Consider the following 23770-nt stretch of genomic DNA (forward strand, 5'->3'; position numbering starts at 1 on the left):
GCTCCTGGGCCTATTTGGCGGGGCGGTGGCGAAAGAGGAGGTGCTGGAGCGCGGAGAGGGCGAGATCGAGTGCGACGGCGACGACCGCCACGAGCACGGCACCGCCGAGCACCTGCACGAGGTCGCGCTGGGCGAGCCCGTCGAAGACGTACCTGCCGAGCCCGCCGAAGGAGACGTACGCGGCGATGGTGGCGGTCGCGACGACCTGGATGAGTGCCAGTCGGAGCCCGGTCATGATCAGGGGGAGCGCGAGGGGCAGCTCGACCTGGAGGAGGACCTGGTGCCCGCGCATCCCCTGGCCGCGCGCCGCATCCCGCACCTCGGGGTCCACCGCGGTCATCCCGGCGTACGTGTTCGTCACGATGGACGGCACGGCGAGTGCCACGAGCGCGATGTAGACGGGCCACATCGACAGCCCGCTGGCGAGGAAGACCAGCACGACGAGCCCGACCGTGGGCAGCGCGCGCCCGAAGCTGGACAGGTTGATGGCGAGGAAGGCGCCGCGCCCCGTGTGCCCGATGAGCAGGCCGATCGGCAGCGCGATGGCCGCGGCGACGAGGGTGGCGATCAGCGAGTACTGGAGGTGCTCGGCGAGGCGGTGCCCGATGCCGTCCGGGCCGGCCCACTGCTCCCCGTCGACCAGCCAGGCGCCGAGGTCCTTGAAGAGTTCGTACATGAGGTCAGGCCCCCTGCTTCTGCCGGCGGGTCCAGGGAGTCAGGACGTACTGGAGGGCGACGAGAGCGGCGTCCGCGACGAGCGCGAGAAGCAGGGTCAGGACGACGCCGACGATGACGGGGGTGGGGAAGTTGCGCTGGAACCCGTCCGTGAACAGCTGCCCGAGTCCGCCGTCGCCGATGTAGGTGGCCACGGAGACGAGGGAGATCGCCATCACCGTCGCGATCCGCACGCCCGCCATGATCACGGGGAGGGCGAGCGGGAGCTCGACGGTGAGCAGGGTGCGCAGCGGCCGTGTGCCCATGGCCTTCGCGGCTTCCTTGGTCCTGGCGGGGACGGAGTCCAGACCCTCGACGGTGTTCCGCAGGAGCACCACGAGCGTGTAGACCGTCAGGCCGATGACGGTGGTGGTGCGGGTCAGCCCGCTGACCGGCAGGAGGAGTACGAAGACGGCAATGGACGGGATGGTGAACAGGACGTTCGACAACCCGAGGAGCAGTCCGCGCAGTTGGCGTACCCGGTGTGCGACGACGGCCAGGGGGAGCGAGATGAGCAGACCGAGGAGTACGGAGGTGAGGGCGGCCTGGAGGTGGGAGATGGCCAGGGTGGTGAGATCACCGGTGTGGTCGGATATCCACGACCAGTCGACGGTCATGCGGTCACCGTGCCGGCCGCGCTGTGCGCGCGGCCCGCGCTCTCGTGGATGTCCTCCCGGGACGTCACACCCGTGAGGACGCCGGCCGCGTCGACCCGTGCGACCAGCCCGCTCGGAGCGGCGATCGACTCGTTGAGCGCCGAGAGGAGCGAGTCCGTGTCCCGCAACGGCCGGACCGGGGTCTCCACGTCTCTCTCGGTGTCGCGCCAGGCCAGCGGCCTGCGGGCGGCGTCGAGGGCCAGCTGCCAACGGGTGCCTTCGGGGGCAGGCCCCTGGGGGACCTGCGCGAGTGTGGACAGGGACAGCAGTTTCAGGCCGCGCTCGGCGCCCAGGAAGTCCGCGACGAACGCGTCCGCGGGACGGGCCAGGAGTTCGGCGGGGCCGGCGCACTGGACGAGGTGGCCGCCGGTGCGGAAGACGGCTATGCGGTCACCGAGCCGGACGGCCTCGTCGATGTCGTGGGTGACGAAGACGATGGTCTTGTTCAGCTCCCTCTGGAGACGCAGCAACTCGTCCTGGAGCTGGGTGCGGACCACGGGGTCGACGGCGCCGAACGGCTCGTCCATGAGGAGGACCGGCGGGTCCGCGGCGAGTGCGCGGGCCACACCGACCCGCTGCTGCTGGCCGCCGGAGAGCTGGTGCGGGTAGCGCTTCCCGGCGTCGGAGGAGAGGCCGACCGTCTCCAGGAGCTCGGCCGCCCGCGTCCGCGCCTTCCTGCGGCCCCAGCCGAGCAGCAGCGGCACGGTCGCGATGTTGTCCAGGACCGTGCGGTGGGGGAAGAGCCCGGACTGCTGGATCACATAGCCGATGGACCGGCGCAGCTCGGCGGCGTCCTGTTCCAGGACGTCCTTGCCGTTGACCCTGATCGTCCCCGAGGTCGGATCGACCATCCGGTTGATCATGCGGAGCGTCGTCGTCTTACCGCAACCGGAAGATCCGACGAGGACCGTCACGCCCCCCTCCGGCATCTCCAGGCTGAGGTCGTGCACAGCGGTCGTGCCGTTCGGGAAGCGCTTGTGGACCGTATCGAATTGGATCATGTGGAGTCCCTTGCCCGACTGCATATCATCATGCAGAGTTCTTGGTGACTGAATAGATTGTCAATAGCCCGACGCCGTCCAGGCGTGAATCCCTGGTGACGAACGTTCATGGGGCAAGACGGTGCGTCCGGTTGATGAGGAGTTGCGCATGATGTCGTCTCGAATCGTGGACGGGGAGGCCGATGGCGGCGGCCCGGTCGTCGTTCTGAACGGCCGGGGACTGTTGGTCGCAGATGTCGTACGCATGGCCGAATCCACCGTGAGGCCCGTCCCGGGAGCGGACGGGATGAAGCGGGTGGAGGCCTCGTGGAACGCCGCGCGTGAGATCGCCTCGTGGGGCCGGGTCTACGGTCGCTCCACCGGCGTGGGTGCCAACCGGAATGAGTCCGTGCCGACGGAGGCGGCCGCGGGGCACGGTCTGCGGCTGCTGCGCAGCCACGCCGGAGCGATCGGCGACGAGCTGCCGGCGCGGCAGGTCCGCGCCATGCTGGCGGTCCGTGCCAACCAGGTGCTCGCGGGCGGCGCAGGCCTGCGCCCGACCGTCGTGACGGCACTCTGCGAGGCTCTGGGGGCGGGCGTTCATCCCAAGGTCAACGAGTTCGGTTCGGTCGGCACCGGAGACATCGCCGCGCTCGCGCAGATGGGCCTCGCGCTGGCCGGCGAACACCCCTGGCAGGGCGCGGGGGAGGCCCCCGCTCCGCAGCCCCTCGACAACAACGACGCCCTCGCCCTGATCAGCAGCAACGCGCTCACCCTCGGGCAGTCCGCGCTCGCCCTGCACGAGTTGCGGGGGCTGATCGCGGCCACGCAGGTGGTGGCGGCGCTCTCCCTGATGGCGATCGACGGTTCGTACGAGGCGTACGCGCTGCCCGTGCACGAGGCACGCCGTCACGCCGGTTCGTACGCGGTCGCGGAACGGATGCGGCTGCTGCTCGGCGCACCCGACCGCCCCACGCCGCCGCTCGGGCGTATCCAGGACCCGTACGGTTTCCGCTGCCTGCCGCAGATCCACGGCCCCGCGCAGGACGCGGCGGACGCACTCGACGACGTCCTCACGATCGAGATCAACGCGGCGGCCGAAAATCCGCTGATCTCCGCGGACGACATGGCGGCCTACCACCACGGTGGCTTCTACCTCGCCCAACTCGCGCTGTCCCTGGACCACTTCAGGCTCGCGGTGACTCAGGTGGCGCGCCTGTCGACCTCGCGTCTGTCGACGCTCAACGAGCCGGGCTTCACCCGGCTGCGCCCGTTCCTCGCTGACGGTGAACCGGCGTCGTCGGGCGTGATGATCCTCGAATACGCGGCCGGAGCGGCCCTCGGCGACCTGCGGGCATTCTCCGCGCCCGCGTCCCTCGGCCACGCGGTGCTGTCGCGGGGCGTCGAGGAGCAGGCCAGCTTCGCGTCGCTCGCAGCGCGACAGACGCTGCGGGCCTGCGAGGCGTACCGGCTCGTCGTGGGCTGTGAACTCGTCGCGGCCATGCGGGCGTTGCGCCAGCGCGACATGCGGCTCGACACCGGGCTGCCCGTCGGCCGCGCCTTCGAGCTGGCCGACGCGGTCCTCGACGCGGAGACGAGCGACCGGCCGTTGACGGATGACGTGACGGCGGCGGCCGGACTGCTCGACCGGTTCGCCGAGCTGTGGCTGGACCTCGGTTCCGAGAAGTCGGCCGGCCCCTGGGACAAGGGGTACTGAGACGCCGGCCCGGGCACCGTGGGCCCCGGCCGTGAGTACGCGGGGGGGCCCTCCGCCCACGCCGACGCGTGCCGGCCCCCCGCTCGGGCATGCCGCCGGGTGCGCCGGACCACATGGCCCGGCGCACCCGGCCCTCCCTCTCAGCCGCGGGCGACGGCGATCGCCCCCTGGAGTCGCTCACCCGCCTCGTAGACCATGTACGGCACTCCGTGGTCCGTCCCGAAGCTCGGTGAGGCGCTGCGGCCGTTCTCCGGTGCGGCGGTGCCCGAGTCGTAGAAGACGCCGAGGTGGTCGCGGCGGGAGAAGTCGTTGCCGACCTCGGTGATCAGCAGATTGCCGCCGCTCTCCTTGTTGGTGTTGTAGACGACGTACGTGCTCCCGTTCCGGCTCAGCAGGTGCGGGCCGCCGATGTTGTCCGCGCCGACGTCGGTGTGGCGTACGAGCGGCTGCTGGGCGAAGGTCCAGTCACGGCCGTCCTTCGACCATCCCCACGCGATGTCACGGTGGTTGGACGTGTTGTTGAGCATGAAGAGCATCACGTAGCGTGCGCCGCGCGCGGGCAGGTCGTGCCGGAAGACGCGGGCGTACGACGTCTCGGTGCTGCCCGCCGGCATCATCGCGGTGGTGAGCACCACCTTGTCGTACGTGAAGGTGATGCCGTCCTTGGAACGGGCGAGCCGGGTCGTGCTGTTCTCACCGTGGAAGTAGAGCCAGAACTCCTTGACGTCCTCGTTCCACAGGACGTGCGGGGAGGCGACATGGCTGACCTCGTAGTGCGGCTGCCAGTTGTTGGAGACGATGGGGTTCGCCGTGTATTCGGTGAACGGACCCTCCAGGGAGTCGCCGTACGCCAGGCAGATGCCCCCCGGGGCGTCGTGCGGACCGTAGTAGAGGTAGTAACGGCCCAGTGGATTCGCCAGCTTGTCGTAGACGCCCCGGATGCACGGGAAGATGATCTCGCCGGTCGGGTTGTACTTCAGCTTGGCGGGCGTCAGCAGCGTCTTGACGTAGCGGTAGTCGGGGAATCCTCCGGGGGCCGCCGCCGCGGCCCCTTCCCGCGCGAGGCCCGGGGCTGCCGCGGCGCTGCCCGAGGCGGCGCCGGTGGCGACGATTCCGGTGGTGGCGGCGGCCCCGGCGACCGCGCCCCGCAGGAAGACCCTGCGGCTCGGCCGCCGGGGGCCGGACGCGGCCCGCGGGTCGTGGTGCTGTGTCTCGTGCTCATGGTCGTGCTGTGTCATGTCGTGCTCCGTCCCGAGGAGTGAGCGATCACAGATGACTGGGGTGAGATGTCACAGGTAACTGGCGGCGGTCACGCAGAACCCGCCGAGGGCGACGGCCCAGACGTAGGGCAGGGTCCGCAGCATCACCTGTTGCGGTGTCACCCCCGCGTACTGGGCGCTCCAGACGGTCTGCGTACTGGTGGGGTCCGACACCCCGAAGACCTGGTTGTACGAGGTGGCGAGGCCGAGGACCGCGACGGCCGGGTAGATGCCGGCGGCGATGAGCACACCGGCGATGCCGGCTCCGAGGCCGTAGACGTTCAGCGGTCCCCGGTACAGGCAGAGCGGTACGAGCAGGGTGAACACGAGGACGAACAGCACCGGGTTCTGCGGGCTGACGGCCTTCACCAGCGGTTCCAGGGACTCCACCGCGCCCGGCAGCTTCACGGCGGCGAGCAGGATGCCGATCGCGACGAACAGCACGATCGGTGCCGCCGCGACCTCGAACGCGCCGTACAGCGTGCGCAGCAGCCGCTTGTTCATGTCGCGCGGCCGCGTGGTCGTGACCAGCGCGTACAGGACACCGGCCAGCATCGAGGGCAGGATCGCGACCTCGAAGCCGAGGGCCAGGACCAGCGGTACGAGCGGGGTGAGCAACGCGTACCAGGGCGCGTCGCCGAGCTGCTTGCGTCGCGAGGCGGGCTTCGGGGAAGCCGACTTGAGCGACCACGCGTGCTCCACACCGCGGCGCCGCGTCTCGACGAGGACGAAGAGCACGGCGGCGGCCAGCGCGAAGGGGAACAGCTTCATCATGAAGCCGCGCACGGTGTCGACGGGCAGTTCGAGCGCGGTGGAGAAGAACTGCCAGATGGGCAGTTCGAAGGGCATGCCGGCGGCGATGCCCATCAGGATCGTTCCGGCCGCGGTGACCTTGGGTATGCCGACGGCGATCATGGCGGGGATGCCGATGATGCCGGCGAGCATCGCCGCGGGGGCGGAGCCGGTGACCGTACCGACCAGGGTGGAGACGGCGAGGACGCCGAGGGCGACCACGACCGGCCGGTCCCCGCCGAACTCGACGATCTTGCGGACCAGGGTGCCCGCGATGCCGGTCTCGTCGAGGAGCTTGCCCAGCCAGGAGCCGAGCAGGATCGCGATCATCGTGGCGGCGAGCATCGGCGCGCCGGTCTGCACGACCGTGTCCAGGACGCTGTTCTCGCCGGTCAGCGGGGCGCCCGCGACGAAGGCGATGACGACGCCGAGGATGACGAGCGCGAAGGCGGTGGGCAGCCTGCGGGTGAGCATCGCGGCGACACCGGCCGCCATGACAAGAAGGATGACGACGCCCATGGCGTTACTTCTCTCTTCCGTGCGGGGATCCGTGCTGCGGCTCGGCCGCGGTGGCCAGGGCGGCCGTGAGCAGGAGCGGGCTGCGTCCCAGGCCGCAGGCGGCGCGGGCATGGGCATGGGCGGCGATCTCGTCGGCCCCGGCAACATGGCCGTACAGGGTGTGACGCCCCGCGCGCAGCACGACATGGTTCAGGGCGTGCTTGAGGTCCTTCTTCGCCGGACCGTGGTGCAGACGCTCGTGCACCGCCTCGTGCGCGATCGCCGCCGCCCGTACCGACCCGGCCGGGAACCACTGACGCCAGCCGAGCAGGTCGGTCAGCTCCTCGGCGAGGGCCAGGGTGTCGGTGAACAGCTCGACGGTCGGGACCGGCCGGGAGGTGTAACGGGCCAGGAGGCCCCTCGCCAGACCGTCGTCGCTCTCCACGACGCGGGCCGTGGAGGGGACGGGAGCGAGCGCCGAGCCGAACGCGTCGGCCGTACGAGCCCAGTGACGCAACAGCTCGGGGTCGCGGCCCTCGTGCGTCGGAGTGTTCGCCAGCAGCCGTACGCCGAACTCGACGTCGTCGCACGCCGCGAGTGCCCCGATCGCCGCGAGCGCGGCCCGGTCGAGCAGGGCGGCCGTCATGACCGCACCTCCAGGACGGCGACGACCGGTTCGTCGGCGCCGCGGGCCCGCAGTTCGCTGCGGGCGAGCGCGAGCAGCGGCTGGGGATCCAGCACCCCGGACAGGTCGGCTATTCGGGAACCGAGCAGCAGCCGCAGCGCCGGGGCACGGACGCCACCGTCGCCGTACGACGTCGCCTCCTTCACCAGGCCGGCGAGAACCTCCGGCGCCCGGCCCACGGTCGTGGTCTCGACCAGGGCATCGGGGGCGTGGAGCCGCACGACGCCGTCCGCGTCGACGACGCGCACCGGATGGCGGTCCGGGCGGAACCTCCGGTGCACGTCTGTGCCGTACACGGTGTGGGCGGGGGTGCCCGCGAGCACCCGCACCGCCGCCGGATCGGTCCTGAGGCTCTCGGCCGCGGCCCGCAACCGGTCGGTCTCGTCGGCCCGGTGGGCACGGTCCTGCGTGCGCAGTTCGGTGGCGCCGGTCGCGACGGCCCGCACGGTGCTGGTCTGCGGATCGACGGTGACCTCCACCTCCACGCCGTCGGCGGCGGCGCCCTGAGCGACGACAGCGGCCTCCGCCTCGGCGCGCACGGCGAGTATCTGCTCCTGCCCGGCCCCCGGAATGATGCGCTCGACCTGCTCCCGGATGAGGGCGAGAGCCACACCGATGGGGCTGATCACCTCGCTGTGCCGGGCGATCCTGCCCTTCTGGCCGGTGGAGGCCGCGAGATGGGGAGTGACGGACGCGGCGCCGCCGCCCCCGCCGACGAGCACCGCGGTGTCCTTGTCCAGGCGGTAGTCGCGCATCATCGTGTCGACCACCGCCCTGACCTGGTCGGTGCCCGCGTCCAGGATCATCGTCGCCGCCGTGGCGACATCCGTTCCGAGCAAAGCGGCCAGTGGGGCGATCGCGGCCTCGGCCACAGCCCGGTCGCACTGCGCGAAGTCCCCGTCCGGCACCCGGCCCAGGGCGTTGGCCGCACACGTCATGGTGATCGCGAACCGCCCGCCCGCGGCATCGATCACCGCGTAGTCGGCCGGGTCGTCCTCCATCGGCCGGATCGTGGTGACCTTCGCGTCACGCAGGTCCTCCGCACTCGCGAAGCAGGCGTACGCCAGCCCCGCGATGTGCGCGCTGCGCGGTCCGACACCGGTGACCCTGCCGCCCGCGACACGGACCATCGACCCGCCGCCGACCCCGACGGTCCGGACGTCGAGCGCCGACAGGTACGAGGTCCGGCCGAGGATGGTGGCGTGCCGGACGGCGACCTTGCCCCGCCGCACCACACTGATGTCCGTGGACGTTCCGCCGGTCTCCAGGAACAGGCCCTCGCTGATGCGCTCCTGCATGAGAGCTCCGGCAACACCCGCCGCCGGTCCGGACAGCACGGTCAGCAGCGGCCTGCGCCGCATCTCGTCCAGCGACATCACACCGCCGTCGCAACGCATCACCATCAACGGCGCGCTGACGCCCGCCTTGGTGATGGAGGTGTCGACGAGGTCGGCCGTGGCGAGCATGCGCGGCAGGATCGCGGCGTTCACCACGGCCGTCCGGGTCCGCTTGTGCAGCCCGTACAGAGAGGTGATGTCGTGCGCGGCGGTCGTCGGCAGCCCGAGCTCCGCGGCCGCGGCGGCGACGGCGTCCTCACCCTCGGGGCGGTCGACGCTGAACGGCTGGCTGGCGACGACCACTTCGGCGCCCTCCCGCACGACCGCGTCCAGAGCCGCGCGCACGGCGGGCGCGTCGTCCGGGTCGGCCACATGCCCGTAGACGAGCGGGAGCCGCTTGCCCGGGGTGAGTTCCAACTTGCGGAAGGCGGCCAGCCGACGGGTGAGCGCCGCGCTCGGACCTGCGCCGATGCCGATCAGGCCGACCGTGGCGACGTCGCCCTCCAGCAGGGCGTTGGTAGCCTGTGTGGTGCCGTGGGCGAGGAAGGTCACGTCCTGCGGGGTGTGGCCGGTCTGCTCCAGCAGGCGGTCGAGAGCTTCGACGATGCCGTGGGCGACCCCGTCCTCGTGGTGGTGGCTGGTGGGAACCTTCACCTGCCCCAGCAATTGCAGGGTCGTGGCGTCAACGGCCACGGCGTCGGTGAAGGTTCCGCCCACGTCGATGCCGACGCGGATGCGGTGGGTGTTCATGGCTGGGCACCTCCTTGTGCGGGTGGGCAGGGCGAGGGCGGCAGGGAAACGGTCGCCGTCACGGAACCGGAGCCCTGGGCCGGGCGGGTACAGGTGGAGCTGCGCCCGCCCGGCGCTCCGCCGTCGCCCCGGGGGCCGTGCGGTGAAGCGGTGGTGTGTCCCGGGCGGATGGCGCCGCCCGGTGTTGGGGTCAGTAGCCGCGTACGTCGGGCCAGTGGCGCTGGACGCCTTCGCGGTCCAGGAGCCGTGCGAACGCGTCGAACCGCTTGTCCTCGGCCTGGACCCGGTGCGGCTCGACGCCCTCGGCGACACAGTGCGCCGCGAGGGAGCCGGCGACCTCGCCGATGTTCCATTCCACCGGGTGGAGCCGGTAGCAGCCGTTGGTGATGTGGGTGGTGCCGATGTTCTTGCCGGCGGGCAGCAGATTGCGGACGCGGCGCGGTATCAGCGCACCGAGGGGAATCTCGAACGGAACGGAACCGATGTCGATGTAGTTGTCGCCACCGGTCGAGGGGTGCAGGTCGATGCGGTAGTTGCCGACGCCGACGGAGTCCCGGTATCGGGTGCCGCCGTACGGTCCGACGATGTCGATGGACACGTCGTGCTCGGTGACGGTGGTGACCGCCTTGATGCGGCGCGACTCGCGGACGTACGGAGCCTTGGCGAGACCGTCGGACGTACCGGTGATGTCGGGACGCAGCCGGAGCCCGGGGAACCCGTGGCCGCCGTCCGCGCGCGGCGCCTCGGTCTGGAGCCAGTACAGCACCGACAGGGAGAGCTGGCGGGCCTCGGCGAGCGCGGCGGCGGACGTCTCCTCGCCGGCCCCGATCAGGGGCTTCAGCCAGTAGTCGTTGAGCGGCCAGTTGACCAGGGTGATGTCGGAGTCGAAGGCACCGGGCCGGTGCAGCTTGCGCGCCAGGATCCGGCGGAAGCCGAACAGTTCCTTGTCACCCGCGTCGGCGGACTGGTCCGCGTTGACGTCGAGCGGGTCGAGGTCCGGGTTGGGGACGAAGGTACGCGGAACGGCTTCCAGGCTGCGGGGATCGGGGGCGAGGAAGCCGAGCAGCGGGCCCGGCCAGAAGTCCGGCCGGTAGGTGCGCCAGAAGTCGTAGTCGGCCGGCCGCTCGATGGTGTGGTCCTCGCCCTCGTGGTGGGAGAGCGCGAAACACACCGTGATGCCTTGCTGGTTGAGGGGCTGCGCCTCCTTGGGGGCATGCGGTTCGCCGAACTCGCTGCGGGCCTCCGCACCGATCACGTGCTCCACCCCGGCGAGTTCGAGCAGCTCGCCGGTCTCGGTGGCGTCGATGACGTAACGGGCGCTGACCGTAAGGCGGTTGCCGGTACGGGTGTCCTCCAGCGTGACGGACCGTACGGTGTCGTCGTCCCCCGCCTCGGCGGCGACCGGCCGGTGCTCGGTCAGCAGTGTCAGCCGGCCGGAGGAGCGGTGCGGCGCGAGCATCGCCTCCAGGACGGCGAGGGCGACGCGCGGCTCGTGGCAGAGCTTGCTGACGCGGCCGGACCCGGGGTTGAGGGTGGTGAGGGCCAGGGCCTCGGAGCGCAGCGGGTACCAGCGGCGGTAGTGCTCCCTGATGGACTCGCGCAGGGCGCGGTACGAGGCGGTGGTCCCGAACTCCTCCACCCACGGGTGCTCGTCCGGCGGGACCGCCTGCGAGGTGAGCTGGCCGCCGATCCAGTCCGTCTCCTCGGTGAGGACGACGGTGCGCCCCGCCCGGCAGGCGGCGAGGGCGGCGGCGACGCCGCCGAGGCCGGCGCCCACGATGAGGATGTCGGGTTCGGATGTCACGGTTCTCCTTGAAGTGCTGGGGGCGCCTGGTGCGTTGGTGCAGTGGTGCAGTGGTGCAGTGGTGCGAGCGAGCGGGGGTTGCGTGGAGCCGGGTCAGAGGTGGGCGGGGGGCGGGCCCGCTGTCGAACCGGGGCGGAAGGTGCAGGCCACGAGAGGTTCCGTCGCCTCTTCCCCGGCCACCAGCGCGGCGAGCATGCGCACGGCGGCCGCGCCCAACTGCGGCCGGGGGATGTCGAATCCGGTGAGGTCCGGGCCGTCGGCCAGGTCCGGCGGGGGGCTGCCCAGCAGCGCGAGCGAGGCGTCGCGCGGGCAGTCGATCCCGACGAAGTGCGCGGCGCCGTGCAGGGCTCGCCACGCATCACCGGTATCGGTCTCCTCGGCGACGAACGCCGTTACCCCGTCGTCCAGCCAGCCGCGCAACCGCTCCGCGGTCAGGTCGCGCTCCGGGTCGGCCGAGCGGAAGACGGCTCCCGGGCCTCCGGGCAGCCCCGCCTCCTCCAGCCCCTTGAGGAAGCCGTGCTCACGGTCGGTCGAGGCGGGAGCGTCGTCGTCCTCGCGCACGAGCACGATGCGCCGGTGCCCGAGGGAGGCGAGGTGCGCCACGACCTCCCGGCTTGCGCTGATGTAGTCGGCGCCGACCCAGGCCAGTCCCTCCAGTTCGTCCCTGCGGCCCAGGTGCACCACGGGGAAGCCATCGGCGACCAGCCGCAGCAGCTCGTCGGCGGGAGCGTGGCGTCCGAGGAACAGACAGCCGTCGGCGAGCCGTACCCGGTTGAGTGCGTGGGGCCCCGCGGCACCGGCGCCGCCCGTGCTGGAGCCGGTGAACAGCACCAGGTCGTAGCCGCGGGCCGCGGCCTCCTGCTCCACGCCGACCAGGAACGGGTAGTACGAGTGCTGCACGTCGGTCGGGAACGTGGAGGTGAAGCTGAAGACCCCGAGCAGGTTGTTGCGCGCGGCGGCCAGCCTGCTGGCCGCCGGATCGGGGACGTAACCGAGCGTACGCACCGCGTCGAGCACCTTGCGCCGGGTCTCCTCCGAGATCGTGGCGCCCTGCTTCCTCGCCCCCAGCACCAGCGAGACCGTGGCCTGGGAGACCCCGGCGAGCCGTGCTACCTCGGCCTGCCGAGGCCTGGACGTGCGTCCCCCCGGCGAGGGGGTCCGGCCCGGCCGGGCGCGCTGCTTGGGTTCTTCCACGGTGTGCCTCCGGATCGTTAATGCGTATTACTAATGCGCATTAACGAGTACTGTGAACCTCGGCATCGCAGTGGTCAAGGGTTCGCGCAAGACTTCTTTCGGCCCTTCCGCAATGGGGGCCGGGCCGGGGGACGGGGGTGGCGTGCGGCGCTGCCGGCTCACTGTCGGAGGGCGCGGCTGTACGGGCCCTCCTCGGGGGACTCCGCGGCCGTGCCGGGGTACGCGCGTCGGCCGCGCCAGGCGCGCCGTTCGAGGGGCCCGGGGGCCGGTTACTGCACCCCGTGCGGCCGGAACTGGACGCTGATACGCCCTCCGGCGGACCGGGCGGACTTGGGGATGGCGTGCTCCCAGGTCCGCTGGCACGAGCCGCCCATCACGATCAGGTCGCCGTGCCCCAGCGGACGGCGGACGGTCTCGCCGCCGTCACGCGGGCGGAGCAGCAGGTCGCGGGGTGCGCCGACGGAGAGGATGGCGACCATGGTGTCCTCGCGGGCACCCCGCCCGATGCGGTCGCCGTGCCAGGCCACGCTGTCGCGCCCGTCCCGGTAGAAGCACAGGCCGGCTGTAGTGAACTCCTCGCCGAGCTCGGCGCGATAGTGCGCGGAAAGGGCCTGGCGCGCCTCGTCGAGAACGGGGTGCGGCAGGGGGGCGCCGGCCCGGTAGAAGGCGAGCAGGCGGGGTACGTCCACGAGCCTCTCGTACATCTGCCGTCGCTCCGCCTTCCACGGGACGTCCGTGGCCAGCCGTTCGAACAGGGCTCCGGCGCCACTGAGCCAGCCGGGAAGCAGGTCGATCCAGGCCCCGTCGCCGAGAACCGTCCTGCGCATTGCGCCCAGCGGGCCCAGGCGGACCTCGTCGCTCTGGTCGAAGAGTGATCCCTGGAGCTGGTGGGTTGCCATGCGCCCAGTCTACGTGAATCGAACAGATGCGCTAATTCGGGGCGGGAGGGTGGGCGGGGCTCGAGGCAGCAGGCGTGAGGTCGAGTCGGGCGGCTGCCGCGTCCCAGGCTGCCGTGTCACCACGAGGTCGGTAGTGCCGCAGGTGCTGTGTGGAGGCGACCAGGTCGCGCATCGCCGGCAGGTCTCCCACCAGTCCGGCGGCCCTGGCCTGGACGAGGATGTTGCCGAGTGCGGTGGCTTCGGTGGGGCCCGCGACGACGGGGAGTCCGCTGGCGTCTGCCGTGAGCTGGCAGAGCAGGTCGTTGCGCGAACCCCCTCCGACGAGGTGGATCCGGGCGACATCGCGTCCGGCGAGTTCGGCAGCCTGGCGCAGCGTGCGCCGGTGGGCGAGGGCCAGGCTCTCCAGGATGCAGCGCACGACGGCGCCCTGGCTGTCAGGGACCGGCTGCCCGGTGCGGCGGCAGTACTCCCGAATGCGGACGGGCATGTCACCGGGGGCCAGGAATTCGGGGGCGTCCGGATCGACGACCGCGGCGAACGGTGTGGCGCGCGCGGCGTCGGCAAGCAGAGCGGGGATGTGTGTGGACAGCCCCTCCTTTTCCCAGGTGCGGCGGCATTCCTCGAACAGCCACATGCCCATGATGTTGCGCAGATAGCGGATCGTGCCGTCGATGCCGCGCTCGTTGGTGAAGTTGGCGGCCCGGGACGCCTCCGTGAGAACCGGCGCGTCCAGTTCGAGACCGACCAACGACCAGGTGCCGCAGGAGACGTAGGCGAAGTGCGGTTCCGTTGCCGGGACTGCGACGACGGCGGAGGCGGTGTCGTGCGAGGCGACGGTGGTCACCGGGGTGCGGGCGTCCAGACCGGAGTAGGCGGCGACATGCGGCAGGAGTGTGCCGGCCGGGTCGCCGGGCGCACGCAGCGGCGGCAGCAGACCGGGATCGATCGCGAGCGGCCCGAGGATGTCCATGGACCAGTTGCCCGCACGGGCATCGAAGAGACCGGTGGTGGAGGCGTTGGTCTCCTCGGCGCCCACGGATCCGGTCAGCCAGTGGATGAGCAGGTCGGGAATGAGGAGCAGGGTGCGGGCAGCGGTCAGCTGGGCGCTCGTGGCGGCGGAGGCGAGCTGGAACACGGTGTTGAACGGGAGGTGCTGCAGGCCCGTGACCCGGTACAGCTCTTCGGCGCCGACCGTCGCCCATACCCGTTCCGCGACGCCGTCGGTCCGGCTGTCCCGGTAGTGGTGGGGGGAACCGAGCAGCGCGCCGTCGGCGTCCAGGAGCCCGTAGTCCACGGCCCAGGTGTCCACTCCGATGGAGCTGACACCGCCGGCCCGAGCGGCCTCGCGCAGCCCGTCGAGGATGCCCTGGAAGAGGGCGAGGATGTCCCAACGCAGTCCGTCGGGCAGGGGTACGGGGGTGTTCGGGAACCGGTGCACCTCGGTGAGGTCGAGGTTGTGCGGGCCGACCCGGCCGAGGATCACACGTCCGCTGGTGGCGCCGAGGTCGACTGCGGCGAACGCGGAGCGAAAGGCCGAGGAGGGGGGAGTCGTGGTCACGGGAATTGCCTCCGCTGCGAGCGGCCGGTCGGGAAAGAGGGACGGAGGGAGGAGGGCCGCGTTTTTCCGCTTGCGTGTATCACCTCGCCGGGCAGTGCACCGGTGCATCTGGGGGCGTCGCGCCGGTGCGGCGGCGGCCCCGGATGCACCGGTGGGAGCCTGCTGTCAGCGCAGGAAGGCGGCGGCGACGCCTGCGTCCACGGGGATGTGCAGGCCCGTGGTGTGGGTGAGGTCGCCGCCCGTGAGGGCGAACACCGCGCCCGCCACGTGCTCCGGCAGGACTTCGCGCTTGAGGAGGGTGCGCTGGGCGTAGAACTCGCCGAGCTTCTCCTCCTCGATGCCGTACGTCGCTGCGCGCTGAGCGCCCCAGCCGGCGGCGAAGATGCCCGACCCACGGACGACACCGTCGGGGTTGACACCGTTGACGCGGATCCCGTGCCCGCCGAGCTCGGCAGCCAGCAGCCGGACCTGATGGGCCTGGTCGGCCTTGGTCGCGGAGTAGGCGATGTTGTTCGGGCCGGCGAAGACCGCGTTCTTGGAGGCGATGTAGACGATGTCGCCGCCGAGCCCCTGCGCGATCATGATCCGGGCGGCCTCGCGCGAGACGAGGAAGGAGCCTCGGGCCATGATGTCGTGCTGGAGGTCCCAGTCCTTGGCCGTGGTCTCCAGGAGGGGCTTGGAGATGGAGATCCCGGCGTTGTTGACGACCAAGTCCACGCCGCCGAACGCGAGTGCGGCGGTCGCGAACGCCTCGGTGATCTCGTGCTCCGAGGTGACGTTCACCGTGACGGCCACCGCCTTGTCGGGGCCCCCGAGCTCTTCGGCGACGGCGGCGGCGGTCTCGGAGTTGAGGTCGGCGACGACGACGCACGCGCCCTCGGCGACCAGGCGGTGCGCGATGGCCTTGCCGATGCCGCTTCCCGCGCCCGTCACGAGGGCGACGCGGGTGGCGAGGGGCTTGGGCGCGGGCATCCGCCGGAGCTTGGCCTCTTCGAGCGCCCAGTACTCGATGCGGAACTTCTCCGACTCCTCGATGGGCGCGTAACTGGAGACGGCCTCGGCGCCCCGCATGACGTTGACGGCATTGCGGTAGAACTCGCCCGCCACCCGCGCGGTCTGCTTGTCCTTGCCGAAGGAGAACATGCCGACGCCCGGAACGAGCACGATCGCCGGGTCCGCGCCGCGCAGGGCGGGGGAGTCCGGGGTGGCGTGCCGCTCGTAGTAGGCGCGGTACTCCGTGCGGTACTCATGGTGGAGCTCCTTCAACCGGGCGATCGCCTCGTCCAGCGGGGCGGAGGCGGGCAGGTCCAGGACCAGCGGGCGAACCTTCGTACGGAGGAAGTGATCGGGACAGGACGTGCCGAGTGCCGCGAGCCTCGGGTGCTCGGCGCGGGAGACGAAGTCCAGTACGGCCCCGGCGTCGTCGAAGTGGCCGACCTGCGGCCGGTCCTGGGAGGCCAGGCCCCGGATGACGGGGGCGAGGGCGGCCGCCCGCTGCCGCCGCTCGGCTTCGCCCAGCGGCTCGTACCCCGCCAGCACCGGACCGAAAGGCTCTGCCTTGCCCTTGGCCGCGAGGTATTCCTCGGCGGAGCGGATGATGAACAGTGAGTTGGCCTCGCACTCCTCGGACGTGTCGCCCCAGGCGGTGATGCCGTGGCCTCCGAGGATGCAGCCGACGGCCTGGGGATGGGCTGCCTTGATCGCGGCGATGTCCAGGCCGAGCTGGAACCCGGGCCGGCGCCAGGGCACCCAGACCACCTTGTCGCCGAAGCAGTCGGCGGTCAGCTTCTCCCCGTCGGCGGCGCAAGCCAGCGCGATACCCGAGTCCGGGTGCAGGTGGTCCACGTGCGCGACGTCCACCAGACCGTGCATCGCCGTGTCGATCGAGGGGGCCGCTCCACCCCTGCCGTGCAGGCAGTAGTCGAAGGCGGCGACCATCTCGTCCTCGCGCTCCACCCCGGGGTACACGTCCTTGAGCGCCCGCAGCCGGTCCAGCCGGAGCGCTGCCAGGCCGGTCTCGGTGAGGGTGCCGAGGTCGCCGCCCGACCCCTTGACCCACAGGAGCTCGACCTCGCTACCGGTGGCCGGATCGGTCCCGGCGCCCTTCGCGGAGGTGTTGCCGCCCGCGTAATTGGTGTTGCGCGGGTCGGAGCCGAGCCGGCGGGAACGTGCGATCAACGCGGAGGCCGTGACGTGCGAGGCGGAGGACATGAGGGATTCCTTCGAGATGTGAGGTGCGGTACGCGTGGAGAGCCGGAACCGACAGGCGGGACTTTCGAAACACGCCCTAGGCGCCCCAGCCGGCCTGGTCGCCGCCGACGCGGTCGGCGGCGATCCGCTCGTGCCAGCCGGAGGCCCGGTAGGCGGCGATCGGGTCGGGCGCGAGGCCCTGTTCCTCGCGGAGTTCGCGCAGGAGGGGACGCACGTCGGTGTTGTAGGCGTCCATCAGGGTTTCGTTGGCGCCGAGCACATCGCCGTCCCGCTGGGCCGCGGCCAGTGCGTCCATGTCGACGAGCAGGGCCTTGGCGGTGGACTCCTGGACGTTCATCACGGAGCGGATGACAGCCGGGATCTTCGCCTCGATGTTGTGGCACTGGTCCAGCATGAACGCCACGTTCGTCTCGGCCTCGAGACCGCCGTTCTTGGTGACCTCGTGCATGATCCGGAACAACTGGAACGGATCGGCCGAGCCGACCATCAGGTCGTCATCCGCGTAGAAGCGGGAGTTGAAGTCGAATCCACCGAGCTTCCCCTCCCGCAGCAGCAGCGCGACGATGAACTCGATGTTGGTACCCGGAGCGTGGTGCCCGGTGTCCACGACGACCTGCGCCTTCGGGCCCAGCTTGAGGCAGTGCGCGTACGCGGTGCCCCAGTCCGGCACGTCCGTGGTGTAGAAGGCGGGCTCGAAGAACTTGTACTCCAGCAGGATCCGCTGGTTCTCCCCCAGGCGTGCGTACACCTCGGCCAGCACCTCGCCCAGCCGGCCCTGGCGGGCGACGATGTCGTCCTGGCCGGGGTAGTTGGTCCCGTCGGCGAACCAGAGCTTCAGATCCGTGGACCCGGTCTCATCCATGATGTCGACGCATTCCAGCAGGTGGCCGACGGCCTTGCGGCGGACCTCCGCGTCGGGATGGCAGACGCTGCCCAGCTTGTAGTCGTCGTCCTGGAACGTGTTGGAGTTGATCGCCCCCAGTTCCAGCCCCCGCTCCTTGGCGTGTGCGGCCAGGGCCGCGTAGTCATCGACCCGGTCCCAGGGGATGTGCAGCGACACCTTGGGCGCGATCCCCGTGAACTCGTGAACCTTGGCCGCATCCTCGAGCTTCTCGTGGGGAGTCCGGGGCACGCCGGCCTGCGCGAACACCTTGAAGCGGGTGCCGGAGTTGCCGTAGCCCCAGGACGGGGTCTCGATCCGCTGGTCGGCAAGCGCGGCTTTCACTGCGGCGATATCAGGCATGTCCACCTCGGGTTGTGCGGGCGGCCCGAGCAGCGAGGGCCGTAAGTTTAGATGAATCGATTCACTGTGCGCACGAAGTTAACGGGGTGTGAGTGGGCCGTCAAGGCTTCCCGCTGGATAACGGGCGAGTTACCGGATTGTGTCTTCGGTGGCGCGCCGATGCTCATCGCCCTGCACCTTCGCAGTTCAAGGTGGGGCAGAGGCATCCAACTCGGGCACGCCACGCGATTCGTGGTGTTCGGCGCGCACCACCCCTTGACGTGTTCGGCAGGGCGGGGCTAGCTTCCCGGCAACTCCACTGAAACATTTCATGTCGACGCTCTGCTCAAGCACGGGAGAACATCCATGACGCACCCCGAACCGGAGACGACTCCGGTACTCGCACTGGAGGGGGTGAGCAAGTCCTTCGGTGCCGTCCGGGCTCTGCGCGGCGTGTCCCTGCGGCTGTACGCCGGAGAGGCGCATGCCCTCGCGGGTGAGAACGGTGCCGGCAAGTCGACCCTGATCAAGGCGCTCGCCGGCGTGCACCGCCCGGATGAGGGCACGGTCCTGCTGGACGGCAAGCCGGTCGAGTTCCACGGCCCGGCCGACGCCCGCGATGCCGGTGTGGCTGTGATCTATCAGGAGCCGACACTCTTCCCGGACCTGTCCGTCGCGGAGAACATCTTCGTGGGCCGCCAGCCGAGGCGCTCATTCGGCCGGGTGGATCACCGTGCCGTGACACGGGCGGCAGCCGACCTGTTCGCACGCCTCGGTGTCGACCTCGACCCCGATCAGCCGGCGCGCGGGCTGTCGATCGCCGACCAGCAACTGGTCGAGATCGCCAAGGCGCTCTCCTTCGACGCGCGCGTCCTGATCATGGATGAGCCGACCGCCGCGCTCACCGGCAGCGAGGTCGCCCGCTTGTTCGGCGTCGTCAGGACCCTCCGCGCGGAGGGCGCGGCAGTGCTGTTCATCTCGCACCGCCTGGAGGAGATCTTCGCGCTCTGCCGGCGTGTCACCACCTTGCGCGACGGCGCCTGGATATCCAGCGAGCTGCTCAGCGGTCTGAGCGAGGACGACCTCGTGCGCCGCATGGTCGGCCGCGACCTGGACGAGCTGTACCCGAAGCAGAGCACGGAGATCGGCGAAGTGGCCCTCAGCGTGCGTCGGTTGACCCGCGAGGGGGTGTTCACGGACGTCTCCTTCGATGTCCGGCGGGGCGAGATCGTCGGCCTCGCGGGCCTGGTCGGCGCCGGCCGCAGCGAAGTGGCCCGCGCCGTGTTCGGCGTCGACCGGTTCGACGGCGGCGAAGTCGAGGTCCTCGGCCGCAAGTTGCGACCAGGCGCCCCGAGCCTGGCGATGGCAGCCGGCCTCGCCCTCGTACCCGAGGACCGCCGGGCCCAGGGCCTGGTGATGGACATGTCCATCGAGCGGAACATCGGTCTGACCGGTTTCGCCGCGACCACGCGCGCCGGTCTGATGAACCGCGCCGCCGAACGCGACCGTGCGGTGGACTGGGCGGTCAAGCTCCAGGTCAAGTACGCCCGGCTCGCCGACGTCGTCGGCACGCTCTCCGGCGGCAACCAGCAGAAGGTGGTCCTCGCCAAGTGGCTGGCCACCTCCCCGCAGGTGCTGATCGTCGACGAGCCGACCCGCGGGATCGACGTCGGCACGAAGGCCGAAGTCCACCGACTGCTCTCCTCACTGGCTGCCGAAGGGGTCGCGGTGCTGATGATCTCCTCCGACCTCCCGGAGATCCTCGGCATGGCCGACCGGGTGCTCGTGATGCACGAAGGCAGGTTGACCGCTCGGATCCCCCGGTCCGAAGCGACCGAGGAGACAGTGATGGCGGCGGCGACCGGCCGTGCCGACCGAGGAAGGACCGCGGCATGACGGTGACTGCAGACCCCGTGCGGCGCGAGCCGGCACCCCAGTCGGTGGCCTCGCGACGGCTCGTCGACAAGGTGTTCAAGGCCCGTGAACTGGCCGTGGCCCTCGTGCTCGTCGTGATGCTCGGTGTGACCCAGCTTTCCAACGGCGAGTTCCTGTCCGAGCAGGGCGTCAAGGACCTGCTGCTGAACGCGACCATTCTGGTCCTGGTCGCGGTCGGCCAGGCGGTGGTGGTGATCACCCGCAACGTGGACCTCTCGGTCGGCTCCGTCCTCGGGATCTCCGCCTTCGCCGCCGGGATCTACCTCCAGGACGGCGGTAATCCCTTGATCGCGGTCCTGCTCGCCGTCGGCCTCGGCGCCCTCTTCGGTGTTCTCAACGGAGCCCTGGTGAGTCTGGGCAAGGTCCCCGCACTCGTCGTCACCCTCGGCACGCTCTACATCGTCCGTGGCATCGACTCCATCTGGGTCGGATCCCGCCAGATCACCGCCGACGCACTGCCCGCCTCGTACGTCGACTTCGGGCACGACGGGATCTGGGTGCTGCCCTATCTCGCCCTGCTCGCCATCGTCGTACTGGCCGCGGTCGCCTACTACCTGCGCAGTTACCACAGCGGACGCGACCTCTACGCCCTCGGCTCCAGCCCCGAAGCCGCCCGCCTCGCGGGCATCCCGGTCCGAGCCCGGATCATGACGGCCTACGTGCTCTGCGGCGCCCTCGCAGGCCTCGCCGGAGCCCTCTACCTCGCCCGCTTCGGCAACGTCGACTCCGCCACCGGCACCGGCTACGAACTCACCGTCGTCAGCGCCGTCGTCGTCGGCGGCGTCGCCTTCACCGGCGGCTCCGGAACCGTCTACGGCGCCGCCCTCGGTGCCCTCCTGCTCACCTCCATCAACAGCGTGCTCCCGGCCATAGGCGTCAGCTCCGTCTGGGTCACCGCGATCAACGGCTTCCTGCTGCTGCTCGCCATCGCCGCCGACCGGATCCTGGCCCTACGGGTGGCCGCGGCGCTGCGCAAGAAGGCCGCACAGATGAGGAGCGCCCGCCATGCCTGACACCACGAAGACCACGACTCCGGCCGCTCAGCCACCGGCCCTCGCCCGCCTCGCGGGAGCGGTGCGATGGGACACCGCCGTCGGCGCCCTCCTGCTGACCCTCCTGATCTGTTCGTTCTCCTTCGTCGACAACTTCGGCAACGCGCTGAACCTCTCGTTCCTGATCGGCAACACCCTGCCGATCGCGCTGATCGCCCTGCCCATGACCATGCTGGTGGTCTCCGGCGAGGTCGACCTCTCCGTCGGCTCCACGGCAGGACTGTCCGGAGCAGTGATGGGCGCGCTGTGGAACGCCGGGATGACCATCGAGACGATCATCCCGCTGTGCCTGCTGCTCGGTGTCATCTGCGGTCTGATCAACGGACTGCTCGTCACCCGACTCGGACTGCCCTCGCTCGCCGTGACCATCGGCACCATGGCCGCCTACCGCGGCATCGCACAGATCGTCCTCGGCTCCGACTCCGTCACCGACTTCCCCACCCAGTACCTCGACTTCGGCGCCGGCCGCATCGGCGACACCTTCATCCCCTACGCGGCCATCCCCTTCACCGTGCTGCTCGCCGTGGCCGTCGTCGTCCTGCACGCCACACCGACCGGCCGCTCCCTGTTCGCCACCGGTGCCGGCGAGGACGCGGCCCGCTTCTCGGGCATCCGCGTCAAGCGGCTCAAGCTCTCCATGTTCGTGACCACCGGCGCCGTCTCCGCTCTCACCGGAGTCTTCTGGGCACTGCACTACGCCAGCGCCCGCTACGACAACGCCACCGGGCTCGAACTCTCCGTCATCGCCGCGGTGCTGCTCGGCGGCATCGACTTCGACGGGGGCAAGGGAACCCTGGGCGGCGCCATCGCCGGCGTACTGCTGCTCGGCACCCTGCAGAACGTCATGAGCCTGATCAACGTCTCCGCCCAGTCCCAGATCGTCGTCACCGGCGTCCTGCTGGTGATCTCCGTCCTCGCCCCCCGCGTCGGCCGCCAGGTCAGCCAAGCCCGGGCCCGCAGGAGAACAACGGCAACGACCGCGGCGATCCCACCCCGGGCCGGCACCGCCTGACCGTCCCCACCGCACCCGCCTTGCAGCCTCCGCACACCGCGCCACCGTGGAGCCGCACACCCCCTGCACGCGTTCCGCCACCGTTCGGGCATGCGCCCGACAACCCCTGCCGCTCGGCAGCGAAAGGAAACAGTCATGTACGGCCCCGCCCCCAGAAGCATCCGGCTCACCGCCGCCCTCGCCGTCTCGGCCGTTCTCGCCCTCGGCGCCACCGCCTGCTCGGGCACCACCAAGGACTCCGCCGACAAGGCGGCCGGCCCGGCCGCCGCCACCGGCAAGGCCGACCCGAACAAGGCGACCAAGAAGGGCCTGACGGTCGCGTTCCTGCCCAAGCAGGTCAACAACCCCTACTTCACCACGTCGGACAACGGCGGCAAGAAGGCCCTGGGACAGCTCGGCTCCACGTACAAGGAGGTCGGCACCAGCAGCGGCACCGACACCTCCGGGCAGGTCTCCTACGTCAACACGCTCACCCAGCAGCAGGTCGACGCCATCGCGGTCTCCGCCCAGGACCCGGGCGCCCTGTGCACGTCGCTGAAGCAGGCCATGAAGAACGGTGTCAGCGTCGTCACGTACGACTCCGACACGCAGACCGGCTGCCGCCAGGTCTTCGTCTCACAGGCCAGTGCGGAGGACCTCGGCCGCACCCAGATCCAGCTGCTGGCGAAGCAGATCGGGGGCAAGGGCGAGATCGCGATCCTCTCGGCGGCCCAGACGGCCACCAACCAGAACACCTGGATCGACTTCATGAAGGACGAGCTGAAGAAGCCCGAGTACAAGGACATCAAGCTGGTCAAGACCGCCTACGGCGACGACGACGCCCAGAAGTCCTTCCAGCAGACCCAGGGCCTGCTGCAGGAACACCCCGACCTCAAGGGGATCGTCTCCCCGACCACCGTAGGCATCAAGGCGGCCGCCCAGTACCTGTCCGGCTCCAAGTACAAGGGCAAGGTCAAGCTGACCGGCCTGGGCACCCCGAACGACATGCGTGCCTACGTCAAGAACGGCACCGTCGAAGGCTTCGAGCTGTGGGACCCGGCCAAGCTCGGCGCCCTCGCCGCCCACACCGCCGTCGCCCTCGAATCCGGCCAGATCACCGGCGCCGAGGGGGAGACCTACAAGGCGGGCGACCTGGGTTCCTTCACGATCGGGAAGGACGGCGTCGTCTTGCTCGGCAAGCCCACCGTCTTCGACAAGGCCAACATCGATCAGTTCAAGTTCTGAGCCCTGTGACTCCAGTGCGGCCGAGGAGTGGGTGGGGGCCCCGTACCGTCCGAGACCGACACGGCGGGGCGCCCGCGCCCCCTCGCTTTCCGGTACCGGCCCCGCGCGTCGGGAGTCACGGAACTTGAGGCCCGCCGGCCGGCGAGATGGGGCAGTTCTCCGAGAAGCGTGAGGGAACGAGCACCCGACACCACCATGCGCCCGGCCGGGCAGGTACTCCGCCTCACACAGCGGGGTGGTTGCGAAAAGAAGGGGCAGGTGGGGGAGTGCC

The 23770-nt window shown here is 70.7% G+C and carries 18 protein-coding genes; 5 read left to right on the top strand and 13 right to left on the bottom strand.

The window, feature by feature from the left end:
* Positions 1–10 precede the first annotated feature (10 nt).
* Genes ABZ434_RS26510 through ABZ434_RS26520 form a run of 3 tightly spaced genes read right to left on the bottom strand, consistent with a single transcriptional unit; the run spans position 11 to position 2371 of the window.
* Positions 11–676, bottom strand: a complete 666-nt coding sequence (locus ABZ434_RS26510; protein ID WP_359141810.1) for an ABC transporter permease — start codon at positions 674–676, stop codon at positions 11–13.
* 4 nt (positions 677–680) lie between these two features.
* Positions 681–1331, bottom strand: a complete 651-nt coding sequence (locus ABZ434_RS26515) for an ABC transporter permease (protein WP_359141813.1) — start codon at positions 1329–1331, stop codon at positions 681–683.
* Entirely contained in the window at positions 1328–2371 is a 1044-nt protein-coding gene (locus ABZ434_RS26520) for an ABC transporter ATP-binding protein (RefSeq protein WP_359141815.1), read from the bottom strand. The genes ABZ434_RS26515 and ABZ434_RS26520 overlap by 4 nt, the downstream gene beginning before the upstream one ends.
* 151 nt (positions 2372–2522) lie before the next feature.
* Here ABZ434_RS26520 and ABZ434_RS26525 point away from each other — a divergent pair, with 151 nt between their 5' ends.
* Positions 2523–4067: an aromatic amino acid ammonia-lyase gene (locus ABZ434_RS26525; protein ID WP_359141873.1), complete on the top strand. Its 1545-nt coding sequence runs from the start codon at positions 2523–2525 to the stop codon at positions 4065–4067.
* Between the two features lie 140 nt (positions 4068–4207).
* Here ABZ434_RS26525 and ABZ434_RS26530 read toward each other — a convergent pair whose 3' ends face one another.
* The 10 genes from ABZ434_RS26530 to rhaI form a co-directional block, all read right to left on the bottom strand.
* On the bottom strand, positions 4208–5305 hold the full coding sequence (locus ABZ434_RS26530; protein WP_359141818.1) for a hypothetical protein: 1098 nt from the start codon (positions 5303–5305) through the stop codon (positions 4208–4210).
* 51 nt (positions 5306–5356) lie between these two features.
* Positions 5357–6637 (bottom strand): TRAP transporter large permease subunit, encoded by a 1281-nt coding sequence (locus ABZ434_RS26535; protein WP_359141821.1) that lies wholly within the window; start codon positions 6635–6637, stop codon positions 5357–5359.
* A gap of 4 nt (positions 6638–6641) precedes the next feature.
* On the bottom strand, positions 6642–7262 hold the full coding sequence (locus tag ABZ434_RS26540) for a hypothetical protein (protein ID WP_359141824.1): 621 nt from the start codon (positions 7260–7262) through the stop codon (positions 6642–6644).
* Positions 7259–9388 carry a hydantoinase/oxoprolinase family protein gene (locus ABZ434_RS26545; protein ID WP_359141827.1) on the bottom strand — a complete coding sequence of 710 codons (2130 nt, stop codon included), beginning with the start codon at positions 9386–9388 and terminating at the stop codon, positions 7259–7261. Before ABZ434_RS26545 ends, ABZ434_RS26540 begins: the two co-directional genes overlap by 4 nt.
* 190 nt (positions 9389–9578) lie before the next feature.
* Positions 9579–11192 (bottom strand): FAD-dependent oxidoreductase, encoded by a 1614-nt coding sequence (locus tag ABZ434_RS26550; RefSeq protein ID WP_359141830.1) that lies wholly within the window; start codon positions 11190–11192, stop codon positions 9579–9581.
* 93 nt (positions 11193–11285) lie between these two features.
* Positions 11286–12386, bottom strand: a complete 1101-nt coding sequence (locus ABZ434_RS26555) for a LacI family DNA-binding transcriptional regulator (protein ID WP_359141833.1) — start codon at positions 12384–12386, stop codon at positions 11286–11288.
* Between the two features lie 269 nt (positions 12387–12655).
* Positions 12656–13285, bottom strand: a complete 630-nt coding sequence (locus ABZ434_RS26560) for an alpha-ketoglutarate-dependent dioxygenase AlkB (RefSeq protein WP_359141836.1) — start codon at positions 13283–13285, stop codon at positions 12656–12658.
* Between the two features lie 31 nt (positions 13286–13316).
* Complete coding sequence (locus ABZ434_RS26565; protein WP_359141839.1) at positions 13317–14843, bottom strand: rhamnulokinase family protein; 1527 nt, start codon at positions 14841–14843, stop codon at positions 13317–13319.
* 165 nt (positions 14844–15008) lie between these two features.
* Entirely contained in the window at positions 15009–17054 is a 2046-nt protein-coding gene (locus ABZ434_RS26570; RefSeq protein ID WP_359141842.1) for a bifunctional aldolase/short-chain dehydrogenase, read from the bottom strand.
* Positions 17055–17130: 76 nt separating this feature from the next.
* Positions 17131–18297 carry an L-rhamnose isomerase gene (gene rhaI / locus ABZ434_RS26575; protein WP_359141844.1) on the bottom strand — a complete coding sequence of 389 codons (1167 nt, stop codon included), beginning with the start codon at positions 18295–18297 and terminating at the stop codon, positions 17131–17133.
* A gap of 345 nt (positions 18298–18642) precedes the next feature.
* On the opposite strand from rhaI, the gene ABZ434_RS26580 reads away from it, so the two are divergent.
* The 4 genes from ABZ434_RS26580 to rhaS all read left to right on the top strand — a co-directional run bounded on the left by ABZ434_RS26580 (position 18643) and on the right by rhaS (position 23499).
* Positions 18643–20172 (top strand): sugar ABC transporter ATP-binding protein, encoded by a 1530-nt coding sequence (locus ABZ434_RS26580; protein ID WP_359141847.1) that lies wholly within the window; start codon positions 18643–18645, stop codon positions 20170–20172.
* The gene (locus tag ABZ434_RS26585; protein WP_359141850.1) at positions 20169–21224 is read left to right on the top strand and encodes an ABC transporter permease; all 1056 of its coding nucleotides are present in this window, start codon (positions 20169–20171) and stop codon (positions 21222–21224) included. The genes ABZ434_RS26580 and ABZ434_RS26585 overlap by 4 nt, the downstream gene beginning before the upstream one ends.
* Entirely contained in the window at positions 21217–22275 is a 1059-nt protein-coding gene (locus ABZ434_RS26590) for an ABC transporter permease (protein WP_359141853.1), read from the top strand. Before ABZ434_RS26585 ends, ABZ434_RS26590 begins: the two co-directional genes overlap by 8 nt.
* Before the next feature lie 135 nt (positions 22276–22410).
* Positions 22411–23499, top strand: a complete 1089-nt coding sequence (gene rhaS, locus ABZ434_RS26595; RefSeq protein ID WP_359141856.1) for a rhamnose ABC transporter substrate-binding protein — start codon at positions 22411–22413, stop codon at positions 23497–23499.
* Positions 23500–23770 lie beyond the last annotated feature (271 nt).

Origin of the sequence: Streptomyces sp. NPDC005761, assembly GCF_040630635.1 — a bacterium.
Classification (GTDB): domain Bacteria; phylum Actinomycetota; class Actinomycetes; order Streptomycetales; family Streptomycetaceae; genus Streptomyces.

What these genes read in the sequence shown, in the direction of transcription:
- ABZ434_RS26510 (WP_359141810.1), bottom strand. Translation starts at nt 676, where the DNA reads ATGTACGAACTCTTCAAGGACCTCGGCGCCTGGCTGGTCGACGGGGAG.
- ABZ434_RS26515 (WP_359141813.1), bottom strand. Translation starts at nt 1,331, where the DNA reads ATGACCGTCGACTGGTCGTGGATATCCGACCACACCGGTGATCTCACC.
- ABZ434_RS26520 (WP_359141815.1), bottom strand. Translation starts at nt 2,371, where the DNA reads ATGATCCAATTCGATACGGTCCACAAGCGCTTCCCGAACGGCACGACC.
- ABZ434_RS26525 (WP_359141873.1), top strand. Translation starts at nt 2,523, where the DNA reads ATGTCGTCTCGAATCGTGGACGGGGAGGCCGATGGCGGCGGCCCGGTC.
- ABZ434_RS26530 (WP_359141818.1), bottom strand. Translation starts at nt 5,305, where the DNA reads ATGACACAGCACGACCATGAGCACGAGACACAGCACCACGACCCGCGG.
- ABZ434_RS26535 (WP_359141821.1), bottom strand. Translation starts at nt 6,637, where the DNA reads ATGGGCGTCGTCATCCTTCTTGTCATGGCGGCCGGTGTCGCCGCGATG.
- ABZ434_RS26540 (WP_359141824.1), bottom strand. Translation starts at nt 7,262, where the DNA reads ATGACGGCCGCCCTGCTCGACCGGGCCGCGCTCGCGGCGATCGGGGCA.
- ABZ434_RS26545 (WP_359141827.1), bottom strand. Translation starts at nt 9,388, where the DNA reads ATGAACACCCACCGCATCCGCGTCGGCATCGACGTGGGCGGAACCTTC.
- ABZ434_RS26560 (WP_359141836.1), bottom strand. Translation starts at nt 13,285, where the DNA reads ATGGCAACCCACCAGCTCCAGGGATCACTCTTCGACCAGAGCGACGAG.
- ABZ434_RS26570 (WP_359141842.1), bottom strand. Translation starts at nt 17,054, where the DNA reads ATGTCCTCCGCCTCGCACGTCACGGCCTCCGCGTTGATCGCACGTTCC.
- rhaI (WP_359141844.1), bottom strand. Translation starts at nt 18,297, where the DNA reads ATGCCTGATATCGCCGCAGTGAAAGCCGCGCTTGCCGACCAGCGGATC.
- ABZ434_RS26580 (WP_359141847.1), top strand. Translation starts at nt 18,643, where the DNA reads ATGACGCACCCCGAACCGGAGACGACTCCGGTACTCGCACTGGAGGGG.
- ABZ434_RS26585 (WP_359141850.1), top strand. Translation starts at nt 20,169, where the DNA reads ATGACGGTGACTGCAGACCCCGTGCGGCGCGAGCCGGCACCCCAGTCG.
- ABZ434_RS26590 (WP_359141853.1), top strand. Translation starts at nt 21,217, where the DNA reads ATGCCTGACACCACGAAGACCACGACTCCGGCCGCTCAGCCACCGGCC.
- rhaS (WP_359141856.1), top strand. Translation starts at nt 22,411, where the DNA reads ATGTACGGCCCCGCCCCCAGAAGCATCCGGCTCACCGCCGCCCTCGCC.